The sequence below is a fragment of the Streptomyces uncialis genome, assembly GCF_001905345.1.
GTDB lineage: Bacteria > Actinomycetota > Actinomycetes > Streptomycetales > Streptomycetaceae > Streptomyces > Streptomyces uncialis.
In genome coordinates, this window is record NZ_LFBV01000004.1 from 239066 (window position 1) to 262981 (window position 23916).

Sequence of the window (23916 nt, forward strand, 5' to 3'; positions counted from 1 at the left end):
GCTGTGGGTGTGCGCAGTTCTGGAAACAATAGCCGCGAGCCGCCGTATGCCACTTCTCGCAGATTGCTGTGCCCTGCCTGATCGGGCGAGGGGTTGACGTGCCGATCAGGCCGTGGAAACAATTTCGCAGGGAAAAAGAAAGAGCATCAATGACTACGGGCCGCCTTATCGCGGCAGGGGAGTTGTCATGACCGGGCTCGATCGTTCCGGCATTCCGTCCGCCGAGGAATCACCCCACCGGGAACTCGGTCCTCCCGTACCCGGGGAGGGGGAGGACGGTCTGTACAGCCAGAGTTGGTTCCCGGTCTGTCTGTCGGACGAACTGACCGCGGGTTCGGTGGTCGGCGCGGACTTCCTGGGTGGCCGGGTGGTCGCGTTCCGGGCCGCCGGCGGCGGCGAGGCCCGGGTGCTCAGCGCGTACTGCGTCCATCTCGGCGCTGATCTGTCGGTGGGGGAGGTGGTGGGAGATCGGCTGCGGTGCCGCTTCCACCGCTGGGAGTACGACGGCGCCGGGATGTGCGCGGTGACGGGCATCGGCGACCCGGTGCCGCCGGGGGCACGGCTGTTCCGCTTCCCGGCACGGGAGCGGCACGGGATCGTCTGGGCGTTCAACGGCGAGCGGCCCACGTTCGACGTCCCGGATCTCCCCTATCCGCAGGACGAGCTGGTGTTCCGCCACTCCGTCCTCGACGAGGCGCCCTTCGACCCCTGGCTGGTGACCGCGCAGACCCTTGACCTCCAGCACTTCGGCCTCCAGCACGAGTTCACGATGGAAGAGGACCCCAAGGACGCGGTCAGCGCCACCGATCACTCGATGGGCTACCCCCTGCGCGTCAGCGAACCCGACGGCAGCCGGCTCGACCTGCGGGTCGACATTCACGGAACCAACATCTTCTGGCAGACCGGAACTCTCGACGGCCGCTGGTTCTTCTGGATCACCGCCCTGTGCCCGGTCCGGCCCGGGGCGTCCAGGCCCGTCTTCGTCCTCGGCGCGCGCCGCGAGGACGGCGAGGAACCGCCGGCGACGGAGGCGTTCCTCGACCGGGCCATGGAACTGATGATGGGGATGTTCGCCGACGACGCCCCGGTCCTGACGACCATCCGGTTCCGCCCCGGCATGCTGACCCGCAGCGACGACACCCTGGCCCGGTTCCTGGAGTACGTCAGGCGCTACCCCCGGGCCAACCCGGCACGAGACTTCCTGACCTGACCCGCGACCGGCCGCGCGGGGTGCGGCAGCTTGCACCGCACCCCGCGACCACGCCCGCACACCCGTCAGACCTGCGGCTCCCGGTGGGTGAGCGTCACATCGGACCCGGGCAGCACCCCGTCGATCAGATACGACGTGACGACCTCGTCGACACCCGGATCACCGTAGAACGGGAAGACCCGATGGTGCGCCGAGCCCTCCAGGGTGAGCAGCCGGGAGTTGTGCCGCAGCACCTCACCCATCCGTACCGCGGCCGCGTGCGGGGTCGACATGTCCTCGGCCGACTGCACGAGCAGGACACTCTCCGCGGCGTTGCCCTCGCCCAGCGCCGTCACCGGCTCGCTCGGCGGCACCGGCCAGAAGGCCGTCGCCTTGATCCCCGCCATCGCCGCCCCGGTGAACGGATGACTGCGCGCCGCGCGTTCCATGTCCCGCCGGTACACGTCCACGTTCCGCGGCCACGCCCAGTCACCGGCGAGAATGGCCATCTGCGCGACCGTACCGCTCTCCTCCTTCGGCTGCCCGAACATCGAGGCCAGAAAGCCCGTCGTCGCCGGCTCCAGCGGACCGCCGTGCACGGCCGAACGGATGATGTCCCCGAGGAAGCCGTAGTTGCGGTCACTGTTCAGCATCCCCACCACGAGCAGTCGCGCCAGGGTGCGGTCCAGTGGGAACCCCGCCACCGCCACCGGTTCACCGGCGTCCACCCTGGCCAGCAGCCGGTCGTAGGAAGCCCGCACCAGGGCCGCGGAAGCACCCAGCCCCAGCCCCGTGTCGCGCGGCGCCGCCCAGCGCGCCCAGCGCGTCAGCGCCCGCTCACCGTTGGGCGGGAAGTCGGTGAACAGCCCGCGCCACACCCAGTCGGGGCTGCAGACGCTGTCGAGGACCACCCGGTCGGCGTGCTCGCCGAACATCTGGGTCCACACCGCGCCCAGATAGGTGCCGTAGGAGTAGCCGAGATAGGAGATCCGCTGCTCACCGAGCGCCCCGCGGATCACCTCCATGTCCCGTGCGATGTTCCGCGAATTGGCGTACGGCAGGATGTCCAGGGCGTGCTCGGCGACCTTCGCCGCCACGTTCGCCTGGAACCGCACCTCGTGGTCGAAGTCCCGAGGCTGGTGGAAGACCCAGAACCGCTCCTCCGGGTCCAGGCCGCACACCACCGGACTGCTGCGCCCCATGAACCGGTGGTCGAACGCCACCACGTCGTACTGCGCCAGTACCTCCTTCGGCAGCGTTCCCACCAGTTGGGCGCCCAGGAGGGTGCCCCGGTTGCCCAGATCGTCCCCGGGGCCGATCAGCAGCACACCCCGCCGCCGCTCCGGCGCGGTCGCCCGGTGCCGGACCAGACCGAGGGTGAGGGTGCCTCCGTCCGGCCTGGCGTAGTCCAGCGGGACGCTCAACCGGGCGCATTCGAGACTGCCCAGGGCCTGTTCGTCGGCCTCCGTCCAGGTCAGCTCCTGCGTCTGGAAACTCCGGACGGCGTCCGTCCGCACCTCGCTCATGACCGGCTCCCCCGCTGTCCGCCGCTGTCCGTCCGTCGCTCCTCCGGCGTCGACGGCCGGCCGGTGAGGGTCACGTCCGTGTCCGGGAGCTTCCCGGTGAGCAGGTACTCGGTCGCCACCTCGTTCACACCGGGATCGCCCTGGAACGGGAAGACCCGGTGATGCGCCGATCCGGCCACCGTGACCAGCCGGGCGGTGCGCGGCAACTGCCCGCGCAGCCGAACAGCACCATGGGCGGGCGTGAACATGTCCTCGGCCGACTGCACCAGCAAATGGCTCTCCGCACGGTTGTCCGCACCGAACACGGTCACCGGCTCCCGGGGCGGCAGCGGCCAGAACGCACCGGCCTTCGGGCCGGCCATCGCGGGTCCGATGAACCGGAACCGCTCACCGTGCCCGGCCAGGCCCCGGCGGTACACATCGAGGTCCCGCGGCCAGGCCGCGTCACCGCACAGGACCGCCAACTGCGCCACGGCGGCGCTCTCCTCCTTGCCCCGCCCGAACATCTCGCCCAGGGTCCGCAGCGACGACGGCGACGCCTCGCCGCCGTGCGCGGCGGCCCGCAGGATGTCGGCGAGGACACCCCAGGCCCGGTCCATGCTCAGCAGCACCATGGTGAACAGCCGCAGCATGGTGCCGTCCACGGGCATCCCGGCGACCGGCACCGGGGAGCGGTCCGCCCGCTCGACCAGCCGGTCGACCGCCGTACGCACCCGCTGCCCGGTAGCGCCCAGGCCGAGTTCGCCGTGGCGCTCGGCGGCCCAGCGCGCCCAGTTGCCCAGTGCCGTCTCGCAACTGGCCGCGTAGCCGAGGAACATCGGACGCCACACCGAGTCGGGGTCGATGACGCTGTCGAGGACCACCCGGTCGGCGTGCTCGCCGGACATCTGGGTCCACACCGCGCCCAGATAGCTGCCGTAGGAGTAGCCGAGATAGGAGATCCGCTCCTCGCCCAGCGCGGCGCGGATGACCTCCATGTCCCGTGCGATGTTCCGCGACGTCACATGGGGCAGGACGTCCGCCGCCTCCTGGAAGCACCGCTCGACCACACCGCGCTGGAACTCCACCTCCGCGTCGAAGCCCTGCTGGCTGTGGAAGATCCACAGCCACTGCTCGGGGCTCAGCCCGCAGGTCAGAGGCTCGCTGAGCCCGCTGAACCGGTGATCGAACCCCACGAGGTCGTAGCTGTCGAGCACCTCGCCCGGCAGCGACCGCACCAGATCCGGCACCAGGAGGGTGCCCCGGTTGCCCGGGTCGTCGGGGCCGACCAGCAGTACCCCGCGCCGCCGCCCGGGGGAGCGGGCCCGGTGCCGGGCCAGCGCCAGATCGAGGGTCGGGCCCTGGGGGCGGGCATGGTCCACCGGAACCGTGACGGTCGCGAAGTCCAGCCCGGCGAGCGCGTCGTCGTCGGGCGCGCGCCACACGGGGCGCTGCGCGGAGAACTCCGCGCTGCCCGGTCCGGTCCTGTCGTGTCCGTCGCGCGGCGGCGGCACCTGTGCTGTCACCATCTTCCCTTCCGAGAGAGGGAGTACCGGATCGTGCGGGGAACCGTGTTCAGGGACGAATCTCGTACAGCGCGTTGAAGGGCGTCGGGCTGGGCATCGGCCGTACCGAGGTCAGGCCCGCCTCCTCGCACAGCGTGCGCAGGGTGCCGGGTGGCAGCCCCAGCATCCCGAGCGAAGGACCCTCGCCGGCCCGGGTGATGGGCACGCTGTACAGCACGCTCGCCCCGTACAGCAGGGCGGCACCGGACCCGGTGTTCTCGACGGCACGGTCGACGCCGTTGCTCTCCAGCAGCAGGAACACCCCGCCGGGGGCGAGCGCCGAGCGCACCGCGCGCAGGGTCCCGCCCGGATCGGGGGCGTCGTGCAGGACGTCGAAGGACATGATCAGGCCGTGCTCCCCGGACAGCGCCTCCCGGGCGTCGGCCTCGACGAACTCCACCCGGTCCGCCACCCCGGCCTCCTGGGCCGCCCGACGGGCGCGCTCCACGTTCAGCCGCAGCCGGTCGTACCCGACGAACCGGGAACGGGGGAAGCGCCCGGCGAGCAGGACGAGGGCCCGGCCGCCACCGCTGCCGACATGGGCGACGCGTGTACCGTCCTCCAGAGCCCGCGCCAGACCGTCGACGGCGGGCACCCACTGCGGCAGCAGCAGGGAGTCCAGCCAGCTCGCACTCATCTGCCACATCGTCCGGTACAGCGACTCGGGGTACTGCTCAGGTGTCAGCCCGCCGCCCGAGCGGAAACCCTCGGTCACACCGTCGAGCATCATCGACAGGGCAGGCACCAGACGCGCCGCGCCCGCGATGAAGAACGGTGACTCCTCGAACGCCAGCACCGCCGCGTGCTCGGGCGGCAGGATGAACCGCTCCCGCCCCTCCTCGTCCGCCTTCCCGACGGTCAGATAGCCCGCGCTGGACAGACACAGCAGCCATTCGCGTACATACCGCTCGTCGAGCCCGGTCCGCGTGGCGAGTCCCGCGCTGTCGGCGGGGCCCTGCTCGGCCAGTGCCCGGAAGAGACCCAACTGGTCTCCCAGGGCACACATGATGCTGACCATGCCACCGCTCATGTCGTCCATGACACGGGTGACGAACGCCTCCGTTACCGTCGCATCGTTCACGCGCGCCTCCCGAGCGGGTTCGTGAGCGGACCGCACCGCACGTCGGCGGCACGTGCGGCTCGACTCTAGGTGCCGCGGCCGAAGACGGCCTTCTCCCAGGTTGCTCACGCCGGGGGCGGCGACCGCGCACCCCGGCCGCCGGGAGAGCCGCTCCGACCTGGAGCACGCTGGCCGATATTGCTACTATGAGTGGTAGTGACTCCGCATGAATACTGAGGACGCGTCATGACAGGTAAGCGGAACTACGCTCAGTTCTGCGGACTCGCTGCCGGGCTGAACATCATCGGTGAACGCTGGGCCCTGCTGATCGTGCGGGAACTGCTCATCGGCCCGGCCCGGTTCAACGAGATCCTCAACAATCTGCCCGGACTCGGCCCCAATCTGCTCTCCGACCGGCTGCGTGCGCTCACCGAGCACGGGGTGGTCGAAGCGGGCGGGGTACGCGGCGACGGCCGGGGCAAGCAGTACCGGCTCACCGCCCGGGGCGAGCAGCTCAGGGAGCCGGTGCTGGCACTCGCCCGCTGGGGCATGCCTTTCCTGACCGAGGAGGACGCGGTCAGCGGCACCACCCGGGCGGCCTGGGGCTTCCTCGCCGTCCAGGCGATGATCAACGGCCGGCCGGTGCCCTCGGTGGACGAGAGCTACGAGTTCCGCGTGGCCGAGGAGGTCTTCCATATCGAGGTACGCGGCGGCAGCGCCGTCACCCACCGCGGACCTGCGGCCGATCCGGCGCTGGTCGTGACCACCGACGCCCAGACGTTCGTACGGATCGGGGCGGAGATGCGCACCCCGTTCGAGGCGCTGCTCTCCGGCCGTCTCAGGATCGACGGCCACGCGGACGCCGTCCAGAGATGCGTGGAGTTCCTCGGCCTGCTCGACGCGCCACGGCGCGCGACCGCGCCGGCGGTACCGGCCGGAGCCGCGCCTGAATGACGGTCCGCCGCCCCAGGACCTGGGGGAGCGGACCGGGCCATGACCGACGCCCGACCAGCCGCACCCAGACGAAGGGGCTCCTCCATGACGTCGCAGACACCGGACTCACCCTCCACCACCGGACTGGCCGGCACCACCGCCCTGGTGACGGGCGCCTCCAGCGGGATCGGGGAAGCCGTGGCCGGGGCGCTGGCCGCCCGGGGTGCCCTGGTGGCACTCGCCGCCCGCCGCCGGGACCGCCTCACCCAGGTCGCCGAGAACATCAGGGCCAAAGGCGGCGCCGCCCTGGTGGTCGAGGCGGACGTGAGCGACGAGCCCGGCGCGGAAGCCGCCGTGGCGGCCGCGGTCGCCGAGTCGGGGCGACTGGACATCGTGGTGAACAACGCCGGTGTCCTGCTGCTCGGCCCCGTCGAGGACGCGCCCACCGAGGAATGGCGCCGCATGCTCGAACTCAACCTGCTGGGCGTGGCCTTGGTGTCCCGTGCGGCACTGCCCCATCTGCTGCGCGCCGCCGGCACCGGCCCCCGGTACGTCGCCGACCTCGTCAACATCAGCTCCGTCGGCGGACGGATCGCCACCCCCAACACCGCCGTCTACAACGCCGCCAAGTTCGGGGTCAACGCCTTCAGCGAGTCGCTGCGCCAGGAGGTGGCGCGCCGTCATGTACGGGTCGCCGTGATCGAACCCGGCTTCGTCGCCACCGAACTGCCCCTGCACTCACGCCCTGAGGTGCTCCAGCGGCTGGCCGGTGGCTTCGACCCCGGGGTCCCGCTGGATCCGGCCGATGTCGCGGAGACGATCGTCCATGTGATGACCCGCCCCCGGCACATGGCCGTCAACGAGGTACTGCTGCGCCCGACGGAACAACTGGACTGACCCGGCCCGCCCCAAGGACGGACGTCCGCTCCACGGGGTCGCCGGATCGAAGCGGCCTGCGATCTTGCTACGGGATCATGTAGCGGACGGGCCGAGCCCGGTACGGAGGAACGCGTGACCCGGTTCCGCACACCGCGGGACCGGGCCACGAACGGACGACGGGGGGTTGCCGCCCCCGAGGGACTGCCCGGTCGCGGAGCCCGTCGCGACCGCGCCCCGTCCGGCTCTCTAGGGCCGCAGCGCGTAGAGGGCCGTGAACGGGTTCGCCGTCGGCACCTGCTCGACGCGGCCGAATCCCGCCGCCGTCGCCATCCGGCGCAGCGTGGCCGGGGGCAGACCGAGCGTACCGAGGCCCGGAGCGCCGTCGGCTAGGGAGGTCGGCAGGCAGTACAGGGTGCTGGTGGCGTACAGCACAGTGGAACGGGGCCCGGTGTTGTCCGCCGGGTCGTCGGCCGACAGCGACTCCAGCACCAGCAGCGCCCCGTCCGGGGACAGCGACTCACGGACCGTGCGCAGCAGTTCCTCCGGGGCCGCGACATCGTGCAGCACGTCGAACATCGTCACCAGCAGGAGCGGGAGGGAATCGCCCGACGCCCGGGTGCCGGCGGCCAGGGCGCCGACCGCGTCCGTCTCCTCCACGGACACCCGGTCGTCCACCTTCGCGGCACGGACGGCCTCGCGAGCGCGCAGGACGTTCGGCCGGTGCAGGTCGTATCCGGTGAACCTGCAGTTGCCGAAGGCGCGCGCCATACGTACCAGGGCCCGGCCGCCGCCGCACCCGATGTCGGCCACCTCGCCGCCCCGCTCCAGCGCGGGAAGGAGTCCCTCGACAGCGGGTATCCACTGGGACACCAGCTGGGTGTCCAGCCACGTCGCGCTCATCCGTTCCATCGCGGTGAACAACGGCTCCGCGTAGGCCGAGCGGGCCACGCCCCCGCCGGAGCGGAAACCGGCGGCGACCGCGTCGACGGCGGCGGCCAGCGGAGGCAGCAGCTCGTACCCGGGGCCGAGATGGAAGGGGGAGTCCTCGAAGGCGAGGACCGCCGCGTGGGCCGAGGGCAGGGCGAACCGTCCGTCGGTACGGTCGTGGGTGAGGTATCCGGTGCCGGTCAGACCGCGCAGCCACTCCAGCAGCTGACGTTCCGGCAGTCCCGTCCGCTCGGCGAGCTCGGTCGCGGTGGCCGGACCGCCCTGGCCCAACGCGGTGAACAGCCCCAGCCTGACCCCCAGGGAACAGAGCACCCCGCCCATGGCGGTGCCGAGGTCCGAGACGACCCGGTCGAGGAACTCCCCCACGGCCGACGGGTCCGCGTCGGGCGGCATCGCGGGCATGGCCGCGGGCATGGCGCCGCCGGACCCGTGACCGGGTGCCCGCTCCGTGGCCTCCCGCGGTCGCGGAGCTCCCGAGACCGACCAGCCGTGCGGTCCGGCCGGCGGGCCCTGGGGGAGGAACAGCATGCTCGCGCGGCCCGCCGCCGCCGTCCAGAAGCCGGTGAGCAGTTTGCGCTCGGTCACCGGCTCGGGGATGTCCAGGTTCTCCCAGCCGAAGTGACACACCTGGAGCAGGGACGAATCCAGGCCGGCGGGCTCGATCCACAGCCGTCCCCCGAGCGCCGCCGACCAGGTCGGACGGCGCAGCTCGAACTCCAGATACGGCAGGTACGAGGGAAACTCCTGGGCGGCGTCCACCACCTTGGTGACACGCATCCGGACGGTACCGCTGGCGTCCCCCATGACCAGGGTGAGTTCCTCACCCGGGGCGAGGGTGCCGCTGGAGCGCTGGAGCCAGTGCTGTATCCCTGCCGCACTGGTGAGTTCCTGCCACGCCTGGTACGGGGGGACGGGCAGCGGGATCTGGAGGTACGGGCCGAACCGGCGCCACGGCCACCGCCACTGCGTGCCGGTGCGCAGATGTGCCGCGAGCTGGTCGAGGATCCCCGGCCACCCCATCCCGTTCCACGAACGCCAGTCCGACGGGGGGTTCTCGGCCTCCTCGACGACGGTAACCGTGGTGCCGCCCGCTTCCGCGGCGGCGACCGTCCAGGTGACCGAGGTGGCCGGACCCACCCCGACCCAGCGCCACAGCAGTCGCAGCACACCACGGCGCTGTGTCTGCGGGGCGACGGCGTCCAGGGTCCGGCACCAGAAGAACTCGCCGTCCTCGAAGTCCAGCATCGATTCCTGTCCCGCGACGGCCCAGGGGCCACGGCAGACGGCCAGCCAACTGGCCACCCGTTCCGGGTCGGTGAGCGCGGTCCACACCTCGTCCGGGGGCTCGGGGACGGTGACGGTGCTGACCAGCCGTTCCCAGCGCTCCTGGGCGACCGGGACCGCGCTGCCCTGCAACGGCGGGAACGCCGCCGACTCCCGCGCCAGGTCGGCGGCGCCGGACGGGCGGTGGATACGTGGGCCTTGGGGGTTCGTGTCTTCGAACGTCATGGGCACCTTCTTGTCACCGATCGGCTGAACGGGCGGGCGGGGAGGGCGGGCCGCCGGGGTGCACGGGCGGACGGGCGCACCGCGGTGCAAGGCGGCCGCGCGTCATGTCGCGGTGGGTGCCGTGCGGTCGGCCCTCCCCGATTCCCCGTCGTGGCCCCCGTACGAGATGACTCATTGAAGAACTACTGACATGGATGTGACGAGGCGTGAACTTCAGCGATTTCAAGGCGATACTGCGGGGAGCAGCACCGTTGACACTGCTTGGCGACTACATAATATGATAGTGATGTAGTGGGCGGTAGCCCACCGGCGCGGCGCAGGCAACCGTCGAACATCGGAGGAACGATGTCGGACAGCCATGGCCCCCCACCCAGGGAGTCGCCCGTCGGGGAAGTACTCGCGGGGAAGGTCCGGGTCACCCTCCGTCTGGCCCATGAGCCCGGAACGGTGTGGCCGATGCTCACCGAACCGCCCTGTCTGGCGCGGTGGTTCGGCGATCTGGCCGGACCTCTGCGCATCGGGGCGGACAACCGCCTGGAGTTCGGGGACGGGGACTTCTTCACCCTCCGCCCCACATCGATCGTCCCGGGACGGAGTCTCGCGTTCGACTGGAGATTCCTCGGCGTCGGCAACCGGCAGTCCGTCCTGTGGACCCTCGGGCCCGCGGCGGGCCCCGGGGGCACCGGGTCCGTGCTCACCGTCGAGGACCACGACGGCACGCGCGGCCAGGCCGAGGCGAGCCAACTGCGCGAGGGCTGGACCGACTTCCTCACCCGGCTGGGCGCCTGTCTGGACTCCGGGCGTGATACCCGCTACCAGTGGCGCGACGACATCGACGGCTCGGTCGACCTGTCCGCCGGGCCCTACCGGCCGCTGCGGCACCCTGCCGTCTTCGACTGGCTCCCCATCGCCTTCGACGGGTTCCGGCCCGCCTGGTTCTTCACCGTCGACGACGAGGGCCCCCGCAGGTTCGCCGTCAACGACTGGCGGCTGCGGTCCGACGAGCAACTGGCCTTCACCGTCGAGATCCCCGGCGCCCGGATCCGGCCCGCCTGCCATGTCGCGCTCGTCCCGGTGGGGAGGGACACCGTCCGGCTGTCCTTCGTGCACCGGGGCTGGGCCCGGCTCGGGCTGACGCCGCGGCGGTCCCAGGAACTGCGCGGACGCTTCGCCGCGGTATGGGTCGCCTCCCTTGAGGCGGTCGCCGCCCGTGCCGGTTCCCCCGGGCCGGGATGACAGTACCCGGCCCTGCCGTGCTGCTCGTTCGGACTTCGTACGAAGGGGACGACGGACATGACTGTCCACGACGGCCTGCCGACGGAACTGCCGCCCGGAGCGACGGCCACCGTGCCTCCCCTGTCGGCCGATCACCGGCTGGCCTCCGTCGAACGTGCCGTCCACCGGATGCGTGAACGTCTCGGTGAGGTCCAGTGCCTCTCCGATCACGCCGAGGCCGCTCTGTTCAGCCCCTTCCACTTCCACCGGGTCTTCCGCAGCGTCACCGCCGTGACCCCCGCGCGATTCCTCGCGGCGCTGCGGATGGCCGAGGCCCAGCGGATGATGATCCGAGGCGCACCGCGTGTCACCGATGTGTGCACGGCCGTCGGCTATTCGAGCCTGGGTACCTTCACCACCCAGTTCACCCGGCTCGTTGGCATGTCGCCGAGCCGCTTCAAACTCCTCGTCGACGAGCACGGCGACCGCCGGATCGGGGAACTCGTCGACACCCGCGGTCCCGTCACGTCCGTTGCCCAAGACGGCGACCGGCCGGCGCCGGACGAGATCGCCGGCGAGATCGTCGGCGGCCCCGCCACCGACGGGGTGCTGTTCACGGGCCTGTTCCCGCACGGGGTGCCGCAGGACGGTCCGGTCGGCTGCGCCGTCACCACCGCGCCCGGCCCCGTCCGTCTGCGACCGCCCGACGACGGGACCTACCGGGTCCTCGCCGTCCGGTTCGACCGGGACACCCGGGTCGCCGACGCGCTGGACGACCCCGCGGGCGAGCGCCGCCTCATCGGCGCGGCCCGTGCGCCCCGGCGCGGTTCCCGGGTCAGGTTCAGCGTCCGTCTGCGGGCCCCGGAGATCAGTGACCCGCCGATCGTCGTCGCCCTGCCGCTGCTGAACCGGGCCGTCAGGTGACCGCAGCGGGGCCGGGGGAACGCCCCCGCCTCAGCCTGCGGCGGCAGGTGGACCGGCATGAGGTCCGTCACAGGAATGGGCGGGCGGAGCGACGCCGCGCAGGGCATCGCATGCGCGCACACGACATTCACATGGACGCGACCGCGTCCCCGCCCGACCCATATCTCGGAAGGCCAGGCGGAGTGCGGCAACCGTCCTCCGAAGGAGTCGTCAGATGTCCGGGAAGAGACCAGCCAGGTCTGTGACCTGCTGCGTTTGCTGCGGTCGGGCTGCTGACCTGCGTAAATGAACTTTCGGCTCTTTCACGATCGTGCCCGTTGATGTAGCCGGAAGTCCCAGGGAATCCCACTGCCCGCAGCCACGCTTTCGGATCTGTGCAGAGTGTGGGGTGCGCGCTGGTCGTATGCGAGGGTGCCTGTCCTGTGTCATCGAACTTTGAGCGATTGCCACCGAAGTTTGAGTGGTCGGGGGCCGACCCGGCTCTGGCTTCCGAGCGGTGTCAGTGGAGGGCGGCAGACTACGTGCTTCCTGCCGGAGAAGCGGGTGTTCGTGCGGTGGCTGGCTGCGGACTCCGAGGCCGAGGTGTTCACGGCAGCCGAGGCGGTTCTGGCCGATCCGGACACCGCTTGGGAGGACAACGGACTGTGGGTCACTGTTGCCATCCACGCAGCACCGAGCGCGACCCGCGCGGAGCAACCTCACCGCTGCTTCATCAATGACGACAGAGGGTGTCGGGTTTACGGCCGACGATGGACGTATGCGTGAAACCCCGGAAGAACTCGACAAGCTCCAGTCCCTCCTCGACTCCTCCCTCTCCGGCTCGACCGCACACCTCCGCTCGATCGTCGAGGGCCGCACCATCACGGCGGCGCAGCTCACCGGGGTCCTCACCGGCATGTGCACGCTCGCCCTCTCCACGGTGACCGCGAAGGGCGAACCGCGGATCAGCGGCGCCGACGGGCACTTCCTGCACGGCCGGTGGCACTTCGGCACGGCGCGCAACGCCGCCAAGGCCCGTCATCTCGCGGCCCGTCCGGCCGCCAGCGTCGCGCACATGCGCGGCGAGGACCTCGGCGTGTTCACCCACGGCACGGTGGAGGAGCTGAACCCCGAGGACGCCGGGACCACGGCCGACTGGCAGGAACTCCTGGCCTACTTGAAGGACTTCTACAACGACGACGCCTTCGACTGGAACCGCGAGGTCGTCTACTACCGGCTGAACCCGCACTGGATGACCGTCTACGCCCCCGACCTCGACAAGCTCACCGGCCCGTGACGCCGGGCCCGTCGACGAGGACCTGCACCTGCGCATACGTGGGTGCGGGGCCGGTCGACGGCGCGCCGTCACGTACCGCCGGCACCGTGGCGACAGCCTCGCCCAGCGCCCGCCGGTACAGCAGCGCCCCAAGGCTGCCCCGCCCGATCGAAAACTGTCGCTCCTGACGCTCGGCCCCCTACCACTCAAACTTCGGTGGCAATCGCTCAAAGTTCGATGACACAGGACAGTGCCAACGGGTTCACCCTTGCTCGCGAGGGAAGCGCAGCGCCTCTTCCGGGGGTGCCTCCGGCGTGGTCGAGGTGGGTCGGTCGGGTGACGGGCTATCAGTGTCTTGGGGGCCGCCTGCCCGGATGCGTGTACCGGAGGGAGTGGCTCCGCGCAGACTCGCGGCGAGGTTGCCGGGGAGTCTGCCGTCGATGATGAATGTGGGGATGCCGGTGCGGGCGACTCTCCCGCACTCGCGTACTTTCGCGCGCATGCCGCCGGAGACGTCCTGCCGGTCCGGGGGGATCGAGCCGCTCAGTACGGGGTCGTCCGCGTCCAGTTCGCGGTGTATCCGGTCGGATGCTCCGTGGTGGAGGTGGACGCCTCCCGCGTTGGTGGCCATGATCAGTGCGGTGGCGTGCAAGGCGATGGCGAGGTCGGCGGCGAGTGTGTCGCTGGAGTGGACGGCGAAGCCGTCTCGTCCCCAGGCCAGGTTGCCGCCGAGGACCGGCACGATGCCGTGGTTCAGCAGAAGCCGTACCCCATCCACGCTCCGGAGCCGGATCTTGCCGTCGGTGTAGGCGCACAGTCCGGAGAGCGGCACCCGCACCGCGCACAGGCCACCCCGTTGCAGCGCTTCCAGGACCGCGAGCTCCAGCCGGGCCAGCAGGGCGGAGACCTCGGCGAAGACTTTCTGGCGGCCGGCTGTGATGACGCCGTCCAGGTAGTTGTGGCGGCGGGCGGCGGGCTTGCCGAAGGCGCCTGTTCCGTGGACGAGGATGGTGGGCAGGCCGGTTGCGGCGATCTCCTGCGCCAAGGCGGCCACACGCTGCTCGTTGACGTGGGGACTGCCGTCGGGGTCGGTGGTGGTGATGAGGCTGCCGCCCAGTTTGACGATGCGGCAGCCGGCCGCTTCGGCGGGCCCACTCGCTCGGGGTCGGTCGGAGGTCAAGAGAGCCGGGTCCCGTCTGCTCCCGGGTCGTTCGGACCGCTGAGCTGTCTCGCCCGGGTCATGAACGCCTCCACCTTCGGACCGCTGTGTGCCGAGATCACCGCTTCAGCGGCGTTGACGGGGCTGATCAGAACCTTCACCGCGGTCCTTTCCGTACGCCGGCCGCTGCCGGATCGCCGGGTGCGGTCCGGTGCGGCTGCTGGGCGGCCATGCCCGCCGCACCTGCGGCGGCGGCATCGCGGCGGCCGAGCCGGGACTGGATGTAGTCGTGGGCCGCGTGGCGCGCGGCGGGGTCGGTGAGGGCGGCGGGGAGAGCGTGGGCGGCCTCGGCGGTGTATCCGTCGATCAGTTCCGTGAGGTGCTGCCGCGCCCCGGAGCTGTCGAGGAGGGCGATGAGCTGCTGTGCGCCGCTGTCGTCCCGGGAGTAGGCGTCCAGCAGGCCGAGGAGCCGCAGGCCCTCACGCTGGCCGAGCCGTTCGAGTGCGGCGGTGATCAGCGGGGTCTTCTTCCGCTGCCGCAGGTCGGACAGGGTGAGTTTGCCGTGGTGGTCCGGGCTGCCCCAGATCTCGTCCAGGAAGCCGTTGAGGGAGAACGCCATGCCCGCGCTTCTGCCCACTTCCGCGGCGGCGGTGAGCCGGTCGGGGTCGTCGCTCACCGCGAGGGTGCCCAGCAGCAGGAAGAGTTCCGTGCAGGTCGCGTCCTTGCGGCGGCAGGTCTCCAGCGCGAGCTCCAGGGTGATGTCGTCCCGGTCCTCGTGTGCGATGTCCATCGTCTGCCCGGCCGCCATGCGCCGCGCGCACCGGGCAGCCGCAGCGACACCCTTCGCCGCCCAGTCGGTCTCCGCGATCAGCTCGAACGCGAGCGCCTCCATCGCGGCGCCGAGTTCGATCGCCGCGGACTTGCCGTACACCGTCCAGCACGTCGGCCTGAACCGCCGTACCCGGTCGTTGTCGATGATGTCGTCATGGATGAGGAACCCGTGGAGCAGGACGGTCGCCGCGACCGCTGCCGTCGTGGCCCGGACCCACTCCCGCTCCGGGTCGCTGCCGGCACACAAGTAGGCGAGGATCGCGCCCTTGTGGCGGGAGGGAGGGACTCCTGAGGAATCGTCCCATCCGAAATGATGCCGGGCCATCTCCCGCAGCGGATCCTCCAGGCGGTCGACGGCCGCCCGCAGGGGGAGGTCCAGCGCATCGGTAACGGCTCGGGTCAGTTCCGGCGCGTTCATTGACCGACTCCCCTTCCTGCTTTCTGCACGATGCACGTCCAGCCGGTCGAGTACCGGCATTCTTTCGTTCCCCGGGCGGATGGATTTTCCCGGTACCGGGCTGCATGGAACCGGATACGAGAATTCCGTATGTGGTGATCGTTCACGGGAGCCTAAGTGCGTGTCTTTTGCGCAGCAAGAGTCGTGTTTCAGCCGTGCCGGAAACCAATACCCCGGATGGTGCCCGGACCGGGCTGCGGTTTTGTCGGGTACGCAGGCCGGTACGAGGGGTTGCTCCTGCTGGCGGGAGCACTTGTCTGCCCGGTGGATGGGTCGGTGTAAGCGTCGGGTGGACCAGGTGTGATGGCGAGAGTGGTTCCGGACAATCCAAGGGGATGCGGCGGGACGGGGCGGGCTGGTTTCCGGCCCGGTGTGATGCGAAGAGCGGTTCTACTTGTTTGCGCCTGCCCGTTTGCGTGCACCCCCGGCGTGCGCGACACCGCACGGGGAACACATGACCCTCCTGCACCAGAGACTCGCATTGGTGCTAGCGGGGTAATGCGGTGCAGGCACTTGTAGGGCAATGCGAGAGAAGGGTCTCGACTCGATTTCAGTCAGGTTGGGCACGGGCGTTGGTGTGGTACCAGCCATCCGAGCGCGGGAGGGGGCCCATTGGCTTGGGTGTTCGATATCCGAGCGGTATGGGGGCGTGGTCCACTGCTGCCCAAGGTTTCTTGGTCATTTGCGCCGCTCTTGGGCGGCGGGATATCGCGGTGCTTTCGCTGCCTGCTGCCCTTTGCTGTTTCGGGGGGTGGCCTTCGGGGACGGATGGTTCATGACGGTCGATCAGGGCTTGCTGAAGGTGTACAGCGATCGGACGTACACGTATACGACGATGGTGCGGCATCAGGGGACGGTGCTGGCGTTCGCGCTGGATGACCGGCGGCGGATCGTGTACACGGTGCTGGATCTGTCCTTGCATGACGAGAAGCGGGGTGAGCTGGATGCCGCGTACTGGTCGGAGAACCCGGTCGAGCTGCCGTTCCCGGGGGAGATCGTCACCGTCGGGTACGCGGTGGTGGGGTCGACGGCGATGCCGGTGGTCAAGCGGGGTGGTCGGGTCGAGGCGGAGGACGGTGAGGAGCTGTCGGCGGAGGAGACCGATGGTTTCCTGTCGTCGACGGCGCGGTTGACCGCGTCCGGTGTGCCGTTCCAGGTGATATCGGACGGGACCCATGTGGTGGTGCTGCGGCAGGCGGTCGGCGCGGCCCACGCGGATGCGGTGTTCGCGCTGTCGGGCGGTGGCTGCTCGGGTGACCGGTCGCGGGCGGACGTGGTGACGGACACCGCGGGGGCGAAGGTGCCGGTGGTGGCCGACACCCTGTTGTGTGACCGGTTTCTGCTGGTCGGCGGTGCGCTGAAGCCGGTGGGCGAGGTGCGGTTCAAGCGCAGCCGGCACAAGAGCGAGCCGGAGTCGGCGAAGGACAGTCTGGGCGCGGCGGACATGGACGGGCAGCCGTTCTTCGAGCCGACGCAGGAGCTGGCGTTCATCCGGAATCTGACCGGGGGACGGTTCGCGGCGGTGCTGACGCCGACGGCGGTACAGGGGCAGCAGCGGTGGCAGTTCTTCGCCTTCAACCAGGTCACCGGGCGGATCGACTCGTTCAATGTGGAGCAGGGCGCGGACGGTCTGTTCAACACGCAGGGCAGCCGGTACTGGACGAGTCCGGATGAGCGTTACCGGGCTTCGGTGTTCGAGCGGGAGCCGGGGACGTGCCCGTTCACGGGTCTGGCGCTGGTGCCGGTCAGCTCGGAGACCCGGCACGCCGAGACCGCGCTCAGGTTCAACGGCACGAGTGCGTATGTCGATCTCGGGGCGGCGCCGGCGCTGAGGTTCGAGGGCCGGGCGTATGCGGTGGAAGCGTGGATCCGTCCGGATGCGGCCGGTGGTCCGGTGGTGGCGCGCTGGTCGGGTACGGGGCAGGGCGGGTTCCGCCTGCGGGTGACCGGTACGGGGCAGGTGGTGCTGGACCACGGCGCGGGTTCGCTGACCGCGGCGCAGACGATCACCGCCGGCGTGTACGCGCATGTGGCGGTCTCCTTCGACGGGTCGGTCGCCACCGTGTACGTGAACGGTGCGTTCAGCGGGAGCGCCGTGCTCGCTTACGGGCAGGACGGCACGGCGGGGCTGCGGATCGGTGCGGCGCAGGGCGGCGGGTTCTTCGCCGGGGTGATCGACGAGGTGCGGATCTGGCGGCGGGGCCGGGCCCAGCACGAGGTGGCCGAGGAGCGGGTCCACCGGCTGATCGGCAACGAGCCGGGTCTCGCCGCGTACTACCGGCTGGACGAGGCCGCCGGGACGCGGGCCTTTGACCAGACGGACAGCGCCGCGCACGGGACACTGACCGGGACGCCCGCGTGGGTGACCTCGCTGGCCCCGGTCGGTGACCATCCGGGGGTGCGCCGGGACAGTTTCACGGTGTCCGGGCGGGATGTGGTGTCCGGTCTGTCGGCCTCGCTGTACTACCAGCAGGAGGAGGCGGTGTCCGGCTACGGTGACGAGGCCAAGCCGGCGAAACGTCAGGCCCGCGTCCTGCTCGCGTGTGCCACCCGGCCCAGCGGGACCCCGGCGGCGGAGGCGCACATCGCCGCTGTCGACTTCGGGGTGGGGGTGGACGGGCGTCTCGCCGACGTGCCGGACGTGGTGACCCTGTCGGAGGTCGGCCGCCCGGTGGAGGAGTCCGCCGACCGGGTCACCGCTCAGGAAGGGCGGGTCGGGCAGCTGGAGCAGGAAGTGCGGACCATTCAGAACGAGGTCACTGCCCTGACGGTGGAGAAGGCGGGGCTTGAGGCGGAGATCGCCCGGATCATCGGGTCGGGTTCCACCGACCCGATGAAATGGGCCGTCTCTATCAGGATGGCCGGCCAGGAAATTTACCTGGGCCGCTGGTCCGGCGATATGGTGGGGGATACTTCCACGCCCGGGATGCGTTGGCAGTTGAGGCCGGTGCCCGGTGTGGAGGGCCGTTACGGCAACCCCAGGGTGATGGTGGTCGCTCTGGATGTGGGCGACAGGGTCATGGGCACGTCGTCGGCACTCCCCAGCCCCCACCCACCGGGCGCTGTGGGCAGCGTGCTGCAGCCCGCTGTCACCGGCACGCCGTCCACGAACGTCCAGTGGTATGTGAAGGGCGACATACGTACCGGCTTCACCCTCCAGCAGGTGGACTCCAATCTCTGGTATCGCGGCTTTCAAGTGGGGCCGGAGGACCTTGCCATCGCGTTGCGGGCCGAGAAGGTGGGGATGGCCCCGGACCCGCAGCTGCTGCTGAAGCAGAGCCGGCTCGCTGTCGTCGGTCCCCTTATCCAGCGTCGGGAGCAGGATCTGGCGGTGAAGCAGGCGGACCTCGGGCTGGCGCGCGAGGAGCTGTCGCGGCTGACCGGGGCGCTGCTGGGTTCGGCTGATCTGGTGCTGTCGGTGCCGATCATCGCGGTCGACGCGAACGGTCTGAGCAGTGCGGGGGCGGTGCTGCGGTTCGCGCGGAGTTCGGCCACACCGTTCCTGATGGACAGTGCGGCCGGGCGGGTGGCCATGTATTTCCGGGGGGCGAACGGGCAATTGTTCGCCGCGTATCTGGACACCAGTGCGGTGCGCGGGGTTCAGCAGATCGCCGCGGCCGGGGTGACGGCGCTGTTCACCGCCCGTGATCCGGGGCTCGATCTGGGGGCGGGAACGCAGATCCGTGTCACCGATGCGACGGTGAACGGCGCGGCGGCCGCAGGATTGTGTGATCTGACGGTCACCCGGGGTACGGAGACGGAGGTGTTCGCGCGGCTGCCGCGGCGGGCCCGGGATCTGGCGGCGATCGTCAACGGTGTGCCGGACGAGCCGGTCCAGGTCGGCACGGTGGCCAGTGTCTCCGGCGACCAGGTGCGCCTGACCCAGGCCACTCCCGTGGCGGTTCCCGCGTATGGGTATCTGTGGATCGGGAGTGCCTCCCATCTGGTGACGACGGCCGCCGTGGTCGGTGCGACCACGCTGCGGGTGACGCCCCCGCCGTCGGCCGGGATCACCCCCGGGACGGTGATCTCACTCGTGCGCTACGACACCACCAAGGCCACCGCCTCGCAGCCCGGTGTGTCACTGACCCGGGGCTCGCGGTGGATCACGGTGAGCGCGGACAAGGCCGAGTCGCCGGTGCCGAACGGGACCGCGACCGTGCGGGTGTCCGGGCACGGCAGCCGGTGGCGCGGGGACTCCCCGGGCCGGGCCTTCTCGTTCAACGGGGCCTCGCACCGGCTGTCCCTGCCCGCCGCCCGGCTCGAACAGGTCACCGCCCCGGCTGGGGACCTGACCGCGGAGGCATGGATCAAGCCCCACCTCATCCCCGCCGCCCGCTCACGGATCCTGCACGCCAGGAGCGCGGACACCAAGGCGGCTCTCGCCCTCACCTCCGCAGAGGCGCTCCCCGGGGGCATGCTCCTGGACGGCAGCAACGACGCCCTGGGGATTAACCAGGCCGACCCCACGGGGACGGATTTCACCATCGAGTGCTGGCTCAAGCGCACTGCGAACCGCACCTCCGTGGACACCATCGTCTGCTGTGGTGTCAACGGGCTGACCATGGGTTTCACCGCGGACGGGAAATTCAGCTTCGGGTTCAACGCCTCAGGCTCCGCGCAGACTCTCACCACCGCCGCGGCCTACAACGACAGTGAGTGGCATCACTGGGCGGTCACCTTCGACCGGACCAGCAAGGTCCAGGTCATCTACCGGGACGGGCTGGAGGTCGCCCGCCGCACAGCCACCGGGGTGCCCACCGCCAGTACCTTCATCGTCGTCGGCCGCACCGACACCGGCACCACCTACTTCTTCTCCGGGCGGCTGGCGGAGCTGCGGACGTGGAACGTGGCCCGGTCGGCGGCCGACATCAACGCCGACCGCTACCGCCGTATCACCTCCACCGAGCCGGGGCTGACCGGCGCCTGGATCTACGAGAAGTCCCGTCTGGACACCGCGTACGCGGACGGCCAGCTCCTGTTCACGGACACGGGTCCGCTCGGACGTCACGGCGGCGTCTGGGGCGACCCCGCCACGTCCGATTCCGCCCTGACGAAGTACCGCATCGTGGCGGCCGTCGGGGACAAGGTCCGGCAGAGCCGGGACAGCTACCCCTGCGGTGACTGGTCCCATCTGGCGGCCGTCCACGAGCAGTCCTGGGCGCTGCGGTTCGACGGCACGGCGTGGGCCGAGACCCCGGACGCGGACGCCCTCGACATCACCGGGGACCTGACCGTCGAGGTCTTCGCCACCATCGACGCGATCGGCACCCGCCAGGGCCTGATCTCCAAGGGCCGGCTCGGGGACGGCACCGGCGGCAGCGTCCCCTACCAGCTCACTGTCCTCGCGAACGGGAAGCTGGAGTTTGCCTTCGAGGAACCGGGACCGGTCGTCAAACGTTTCACCTCCGCCACCGCGATCACCGCGGGCTTCCACCGGATCGCCGTCGTCCGCAAGGCCGGCAGCACCACCCAGGAAGTCAAGGGCAAACGCAACTTCCCCGTCACCGGCGCCGACGGCACCACCACAAGCCAGGAATTCGACGTCGTGGAACGCGTCGACGTCGCGGAATGGCAGGACATCCGGTTCGTCGTCGACGGCACCGAGCTCGCCATCATCAACCCCGCATTCCTTTTGCAGCCCCAGCCCCAGAACCAGCCCGCAACACTCATCCCCGTCGACTACGGCCGGTACACCGGCCCCGGCCCCCGCGGCAACGACGGCGCCCTGGAGATCGGCCGCGTCCAGGACGGCACCACCGCCCATGCGCTCAAGGGCACCATCGGCGAGGTCCGCATCTGGGGCAAGGCCCGGGACAACCAGCAGCTCGGCACCGTACTCCAGCCGAGGGACGACGGCCTGATCGCCCGCTGGACGTTCGAGGAGAACGAGGGCAACTCCACCACCGACACCGCCGGCGGATACGACCTGAAGCTGCGCCGGGCCCGCTGGACCACCGACCCCGACCCCCGCGCCAGCGCCTTCACCCTCTACCGCGACGGCCGCCCCATCCCCTGCGACACCCCCGCCACCTCTCCTCTCGGCGAGTGGGGCGACGAACAGCTCACCCTCGGCGCTCTCAACCGTGCCGGCACCGTCAGCGACTTCTTCCACGGCACCCTCGAAGAGGTGCGCCTGTGGCGCACCGCCCGCACCCCCGAACAGCTCCTGGACAACCTCTTCACCCGCCTCAAGGGTGACAAACAGGACTTGCTCGCCTACTGGCCCTTCGACTCCGACTCCACCACGGTCACCGCCGAAACCGTGGCGGACCACTCCCTGCGCGGCAACCACCTCGATGTCGGCACCGACGCCACCCGCCCCCGCATCGTTCTGTCCACCGCCCCTGTCTCCACCGACACCGCCACCGTCCGCTCAGCCCTCGCCGGCGTCCGCACCCTCTTCCACCAGAGCGCCACCGCCGGACCCGCCGCAGCCGAATACGCCGACCTCCAGTACACCCAGAGCGGCGAGGCATACGGCGTCCTCAAACGCTCCTACAGCCACCTCAGCGACGGCTTCTGGCACCTGACCACCGGCTACAAGGTCGGCGACCTGGTCAGCGAATGGGTCAGCCAGATCCAGTTCGACCCCCAGCTCATCGGCTACATCGAAGGCGCCCCACCCGTCCCCTCCGAAAACCTCACCGGCGGCACCGACCCCGCCGGCTGCTCCACCGTCACCTTCCAGCAGGCCGACGAGGTCACCTCCACCCTCTCCTCCGCCCACGAACGCAGCGTCGACACCAGCTTCAGCCTCACCGCCGCAACCGAAGTCGACCAGGAAACCCTGATGATCATCGCGCCCGTCGGGTTCGGCATCGCCAGGCCACTCTTCGACGCCAAGGTCAAAGGCGGCCTCGGCGGCAGCCTCGAATTCTCCAACGCCTGGACCAACGAGACCTCCGTCTCCCAGGGCACCAGCACCGAACGCAACACCACCGCCACCCTCACCGGCGCCTGGGAAGACCCCGCCACCCTCCTCAATGACGCCATCGGCCGCCGCTACGCCCCCGCCAACCAGGGCTACGCCCTCGTCCAGTCCGAGACCGCCGACGTCTACGCCCTGCGCCTGGCCCACACCGGTGACCTGGTCGCCTACCGGATGATGCCCAACCCCGACATCCCCAGGGACTGGAACATCATCAGCTTCCCCATCAACCCCCAATACACCAAACAGGGCACCCTCGACGGAGCCGTCGGTTTCAACGAACGCGGCAAGGTTCTCGACCCCGCCTACCCCAACGCCACTCAGCGCGGCGACTACAGCTACTTCAAACCCCGCGAGGCGTACGCCATCAAACGCCGCATCATGCGCGAACGCCAGCAACTGGAGAACTACTACAACACCGTTTCCACCGAAACGAGCAAGAGCGACCCCACCGCCGAGCGCGCCGGCAAGGTCCTGGAATCCTTCATCGGAGCAACACCCCCCAGCCCCGACGCCAAACAGCCCACCGCCACCGCCGACGCCTTCGCCAACCGCAACATCGCCAACACCTACGTCTGGACCGCCGACGGCGGCTTCTTCGCCGAAACCACCGGCACCACCGACGTCGTCACCCAGACCACCGGCGGCTCCTACACCTTCTCCGGCAAAGTCACCGGCACCCTGGAAACCAGCTTCGAAATCTCCGGCGTCGGCGTCGGCCTCCAGTTCGAGGCCAGCCTCGGCGGCGGCACCACCGTCACCCGCACCCGAAGCCGCGAAGCCACCCGCTCCCACAGCATCGAAGTCGAGTGCAATCCCACCCGCGACCTCCAGAAATACGACGACAAGGGCGTACCGGTATACGCCGCGGGCAAACCCGTCCTCGTCCCCGGCAAAGTCGACGCCTACCGCTTCATGACCTTCTACCTCGGCCAGGACACCACCCACTTCGACGACTTCTACAACAAAGTCGCCGACCCCACCTGGCTCGCCAACAGCAACAACCCCAACGCAGCCGCCCTGCGCCAGGCCCGCCACAGCGACCGCAAACCCCCCTGCTGGCGCATCCTCCACCGCGTCACCTACATCTCCCGCATCCTCCCCGCCATCCCCCCACCCGGAGCACCCCCGCTGGAGAAGGCCCTCCACGACGTCGACGTCACCAGCAACTACGAACTCATCCGACGCCTCGACCCCTACGTCTCCACCGCCACCTCCTCCCGCGCCGAACTCGCCGACGCCACCCGCACCGCCCTCACCACCCACCTCCCCCTGCTCCTGCCCCACGCAGCGGAGATCGCCCAGTTCCTCGGCGACTACTACGGCATCACCGACTAGCAGAGCACCGGGCCCGCACTCCGTCGAAGTGACCCATCGCGTTTACGAAGGGTGCGTCTACGGCCACCAAGCAGCAAATGAAGATTGAGAAGGAGTTTGCCTGGGCCGATTAGTTCTGTGGGCCCCTGGGGAGTTGGCCGCGCCTGAGTAGGGCGCGGCCAGCAGCCAGCGTGGAGTGAATTGCAGGCGCGGTAATAGGGATCGACCCTTCGCCTCTG

Annotated in this window: 14 protein-coding genes; 8 read left to right on the forward strand and 6 right to left on the reverse strand. The window is 70.3% G+C overall.

Going from position 1 to position 23916, the window contains the following annotated elements; genetic code table 11:
- Positions 1 to 187 precede the first annotated feature (187 nt).
- Positions 188 to 1210: a Rieske 2Fe-2S domain-containing protein gene (locus tag AB852_RS18215; protein ID WP_073789600.1), complete on the forward strand. Its 1023-nt coding sequence runs from the start codon at positions 188 to 190 to the stop codon at positions 1208 to 1210.
- A 65-nt stretch (positions 1211 to 1275) separates the two neighbouring features.
- Here the strand turns inward: AB852_RS18215 and AB852_RS18220 are convergent, their stop codons facing one another.
- From AB852_RS18220 to AB852_RS18230, 3 genes are read right to left on the reverse strand one after another with little or no spacing between them, the layout of a single operon-like run.
- Positions 1276 to 2715, reverse strand: coding sequence for an alpha/beta fold hydrolase (locus AB852_RS18220; protein ID WP_073789602.1), 1440 nt, complete (start codon positions 2713 to 2715; stop codon positions 1276 to 1278).
- On the reverse strand, positions 2712 to 4223 hold the full coding sequence (locus AB852_RS18225; RefSeq protein ID WP_073789604.1) for an alpha/beta fold hydrolase: 1512 nt from the start codon (positions 4221 to 4223) through the stop codon (positions 2712 to 2714). Before AB852_RS18225 ends, AB852_RS18220 begins: the two co-directional genes overlap by 4 nt.
- Before the next feature lie 46 nt (positions 4224 to 4269).
- On the reverse strand, positions 4270 to 5340 hold the full coding sequence (locus AB852_RS18230) for a class I SAM-dependent methyltransferase (RefSeq protein WP_073789607.1): 1071 nt from the start codon (positions 5338 to 5340) through the stop codon (positions 4270 to 4272).
- Positions 5341 to 5565: 225 nt separating this feature from the next.
- Between AB852_RS18230 and AB852_RS18235 the strand changes: the two genes are divergently transcribed.
- Positions 5566 to 6273 carry a winged helix-turn-helix transcriptional regulator gene (locus AB852_RS18235; RefSeq protein ID WP_073789609.1) on the forward strand — a complete coding sequence of 236 codons (708 nt, stop codon included), beginning with the start codon at positions 5566 to 5568 and terminating at the stop codon, positions 6271 to 6273.
- Positions 6274 to 6357: 84 nt separating this feature from the next.
- Positions 6358 to 7149, forward strand: coding sequence for an SDR family NAD(P)-dependent oxidoreductase (locus AB852_RS18240; RefSeq protein ID WP_073789611.1), 792 nt, complete (start codon positions 6358 to 6360; stop codon positions 7147 to 7149).
- Between the two features lie 228 nt (positions 7150 to 7377).
- On the opposite strand, the gene AB852_RS18245 is transcribed toward AB852_RS18240, so the two are convergent.
- The gene (locus AB852_RS18245) at positions 7378 to 9588 is read right to left on the reverse strand and encodes a methyltransferase domain-containing protein (protein ID WP_073789614.1); all 2211 of its coding nucleotides are present in this window, start codon (positions 9586 to 9588) and stop codon (positions 7378 to 7380) included.
- A 345-nt stretch (positions 9589 to 9933) separates the two neighbouring features.
- Between AB852_RS18245 and AB852_RS18250 the strand changes: the two genes are divergently transcribed.
- The 4 genes from AB852_RS18250 (at position 9934) to AB852_RS18265 (ending at position 13003) form a co-directional block, all read left to right on the forward strand.
- Positions 9934 to 10824, forward strand: coding sequence for an SRPBCC domain-containing protein (locus AB852_RS18250; RefSeq protein ID WP_073789617.1), 891 nt, complete (start codon positions 9934 to 9936; stop codon positions 10822 to 10824).
- Between the two features lie 57 nt (positions 10825 to 10881).
- Complete coding sequence (locus AB852_RS18255; RefSeq protein WP_073789619.1) at positions 10882 to 11727, forward strand: helix-turn-helix domain-containing protein; 846 nt, start codon at positions 10882 to 10884, stop codon at positions 11725 to 11727.
- A gap of 411 nt (positions 11728 to 12138) precedes the next feature.
- Entirely contained in the window at positions 12139 to 12492 is a 354-nt protein-coding gene (locus tag AB852_RS41375; RefSeq protein WP_281257802.1) for an Imm21 family immunity protein, read from the forward strand.
- Positions 12485 to 13003 carry a pyridoxamine 5'-phosphate oxidase family protein gene (locus AB852_RS18265; RefSeq protein WP_073789624.1) on the forward strand — a complete coding sequence of 173 codons (519 nt, stop codon included), beginning with the start codon at positions 12485 to 12487 and terminating at the stop codon, positions 13001 to 13003. Before AB852_RS41375 ends, AB852_RS18265 begins: the two co-directional genes overlap by 8 nt.
- 241 nt (positions 13004 to 13244) lie before the next feature.
- Here AB852_RS18265 and AB852_RS18270 read toward each other — a convergent pair whose 3' ends face one another.
- Together AB852_RS18270 and AB852_RS18275 are read right to left on the reverse strand one after the other, a co-directional pair.
- The gene (locus AB852_RS18270; RefSeq protein ID WP_073789627.1) at positions 13245 to 14162 is read right to left on the reverse strand and encodes an isopentenyl phosphate kinase; all 918 of its coding nucleotides are present in this window, start codon (positions 14160 to 14162) and stop codon (positions 13245 to 13247) included.
- 136 nt (positions 14163 to 14298) lie between these two features.
- Entirely contained in the window at positions 14299 to 15390 is a 1092-nt protein-coding gene (locus AB852_RS18275; RefSeq protein ID WP_073789630.1) for a polyprenyl synthetase family protein, read from the reverse strand.
- Between the two features lie 814 nt (positions 15391 to 16204).
- Here AB852_RS18275 and AB852_RS18280 point away from each other — a divergent pair.
- The gene (locus AB852_RS18280) at positions 16205 to 23698 is read left to right on the forward strand and encodes a laminin G domain-containing protein (RefSeq protein WP_266507392.1); all 7494 of its coding nucleotides are present in this window, start codon (positions 16205 to 16207) and stop codon (positions 23696 to 23698) included.
- Positions 23699 to 23916: the final 218 nt, after the last annotated feature.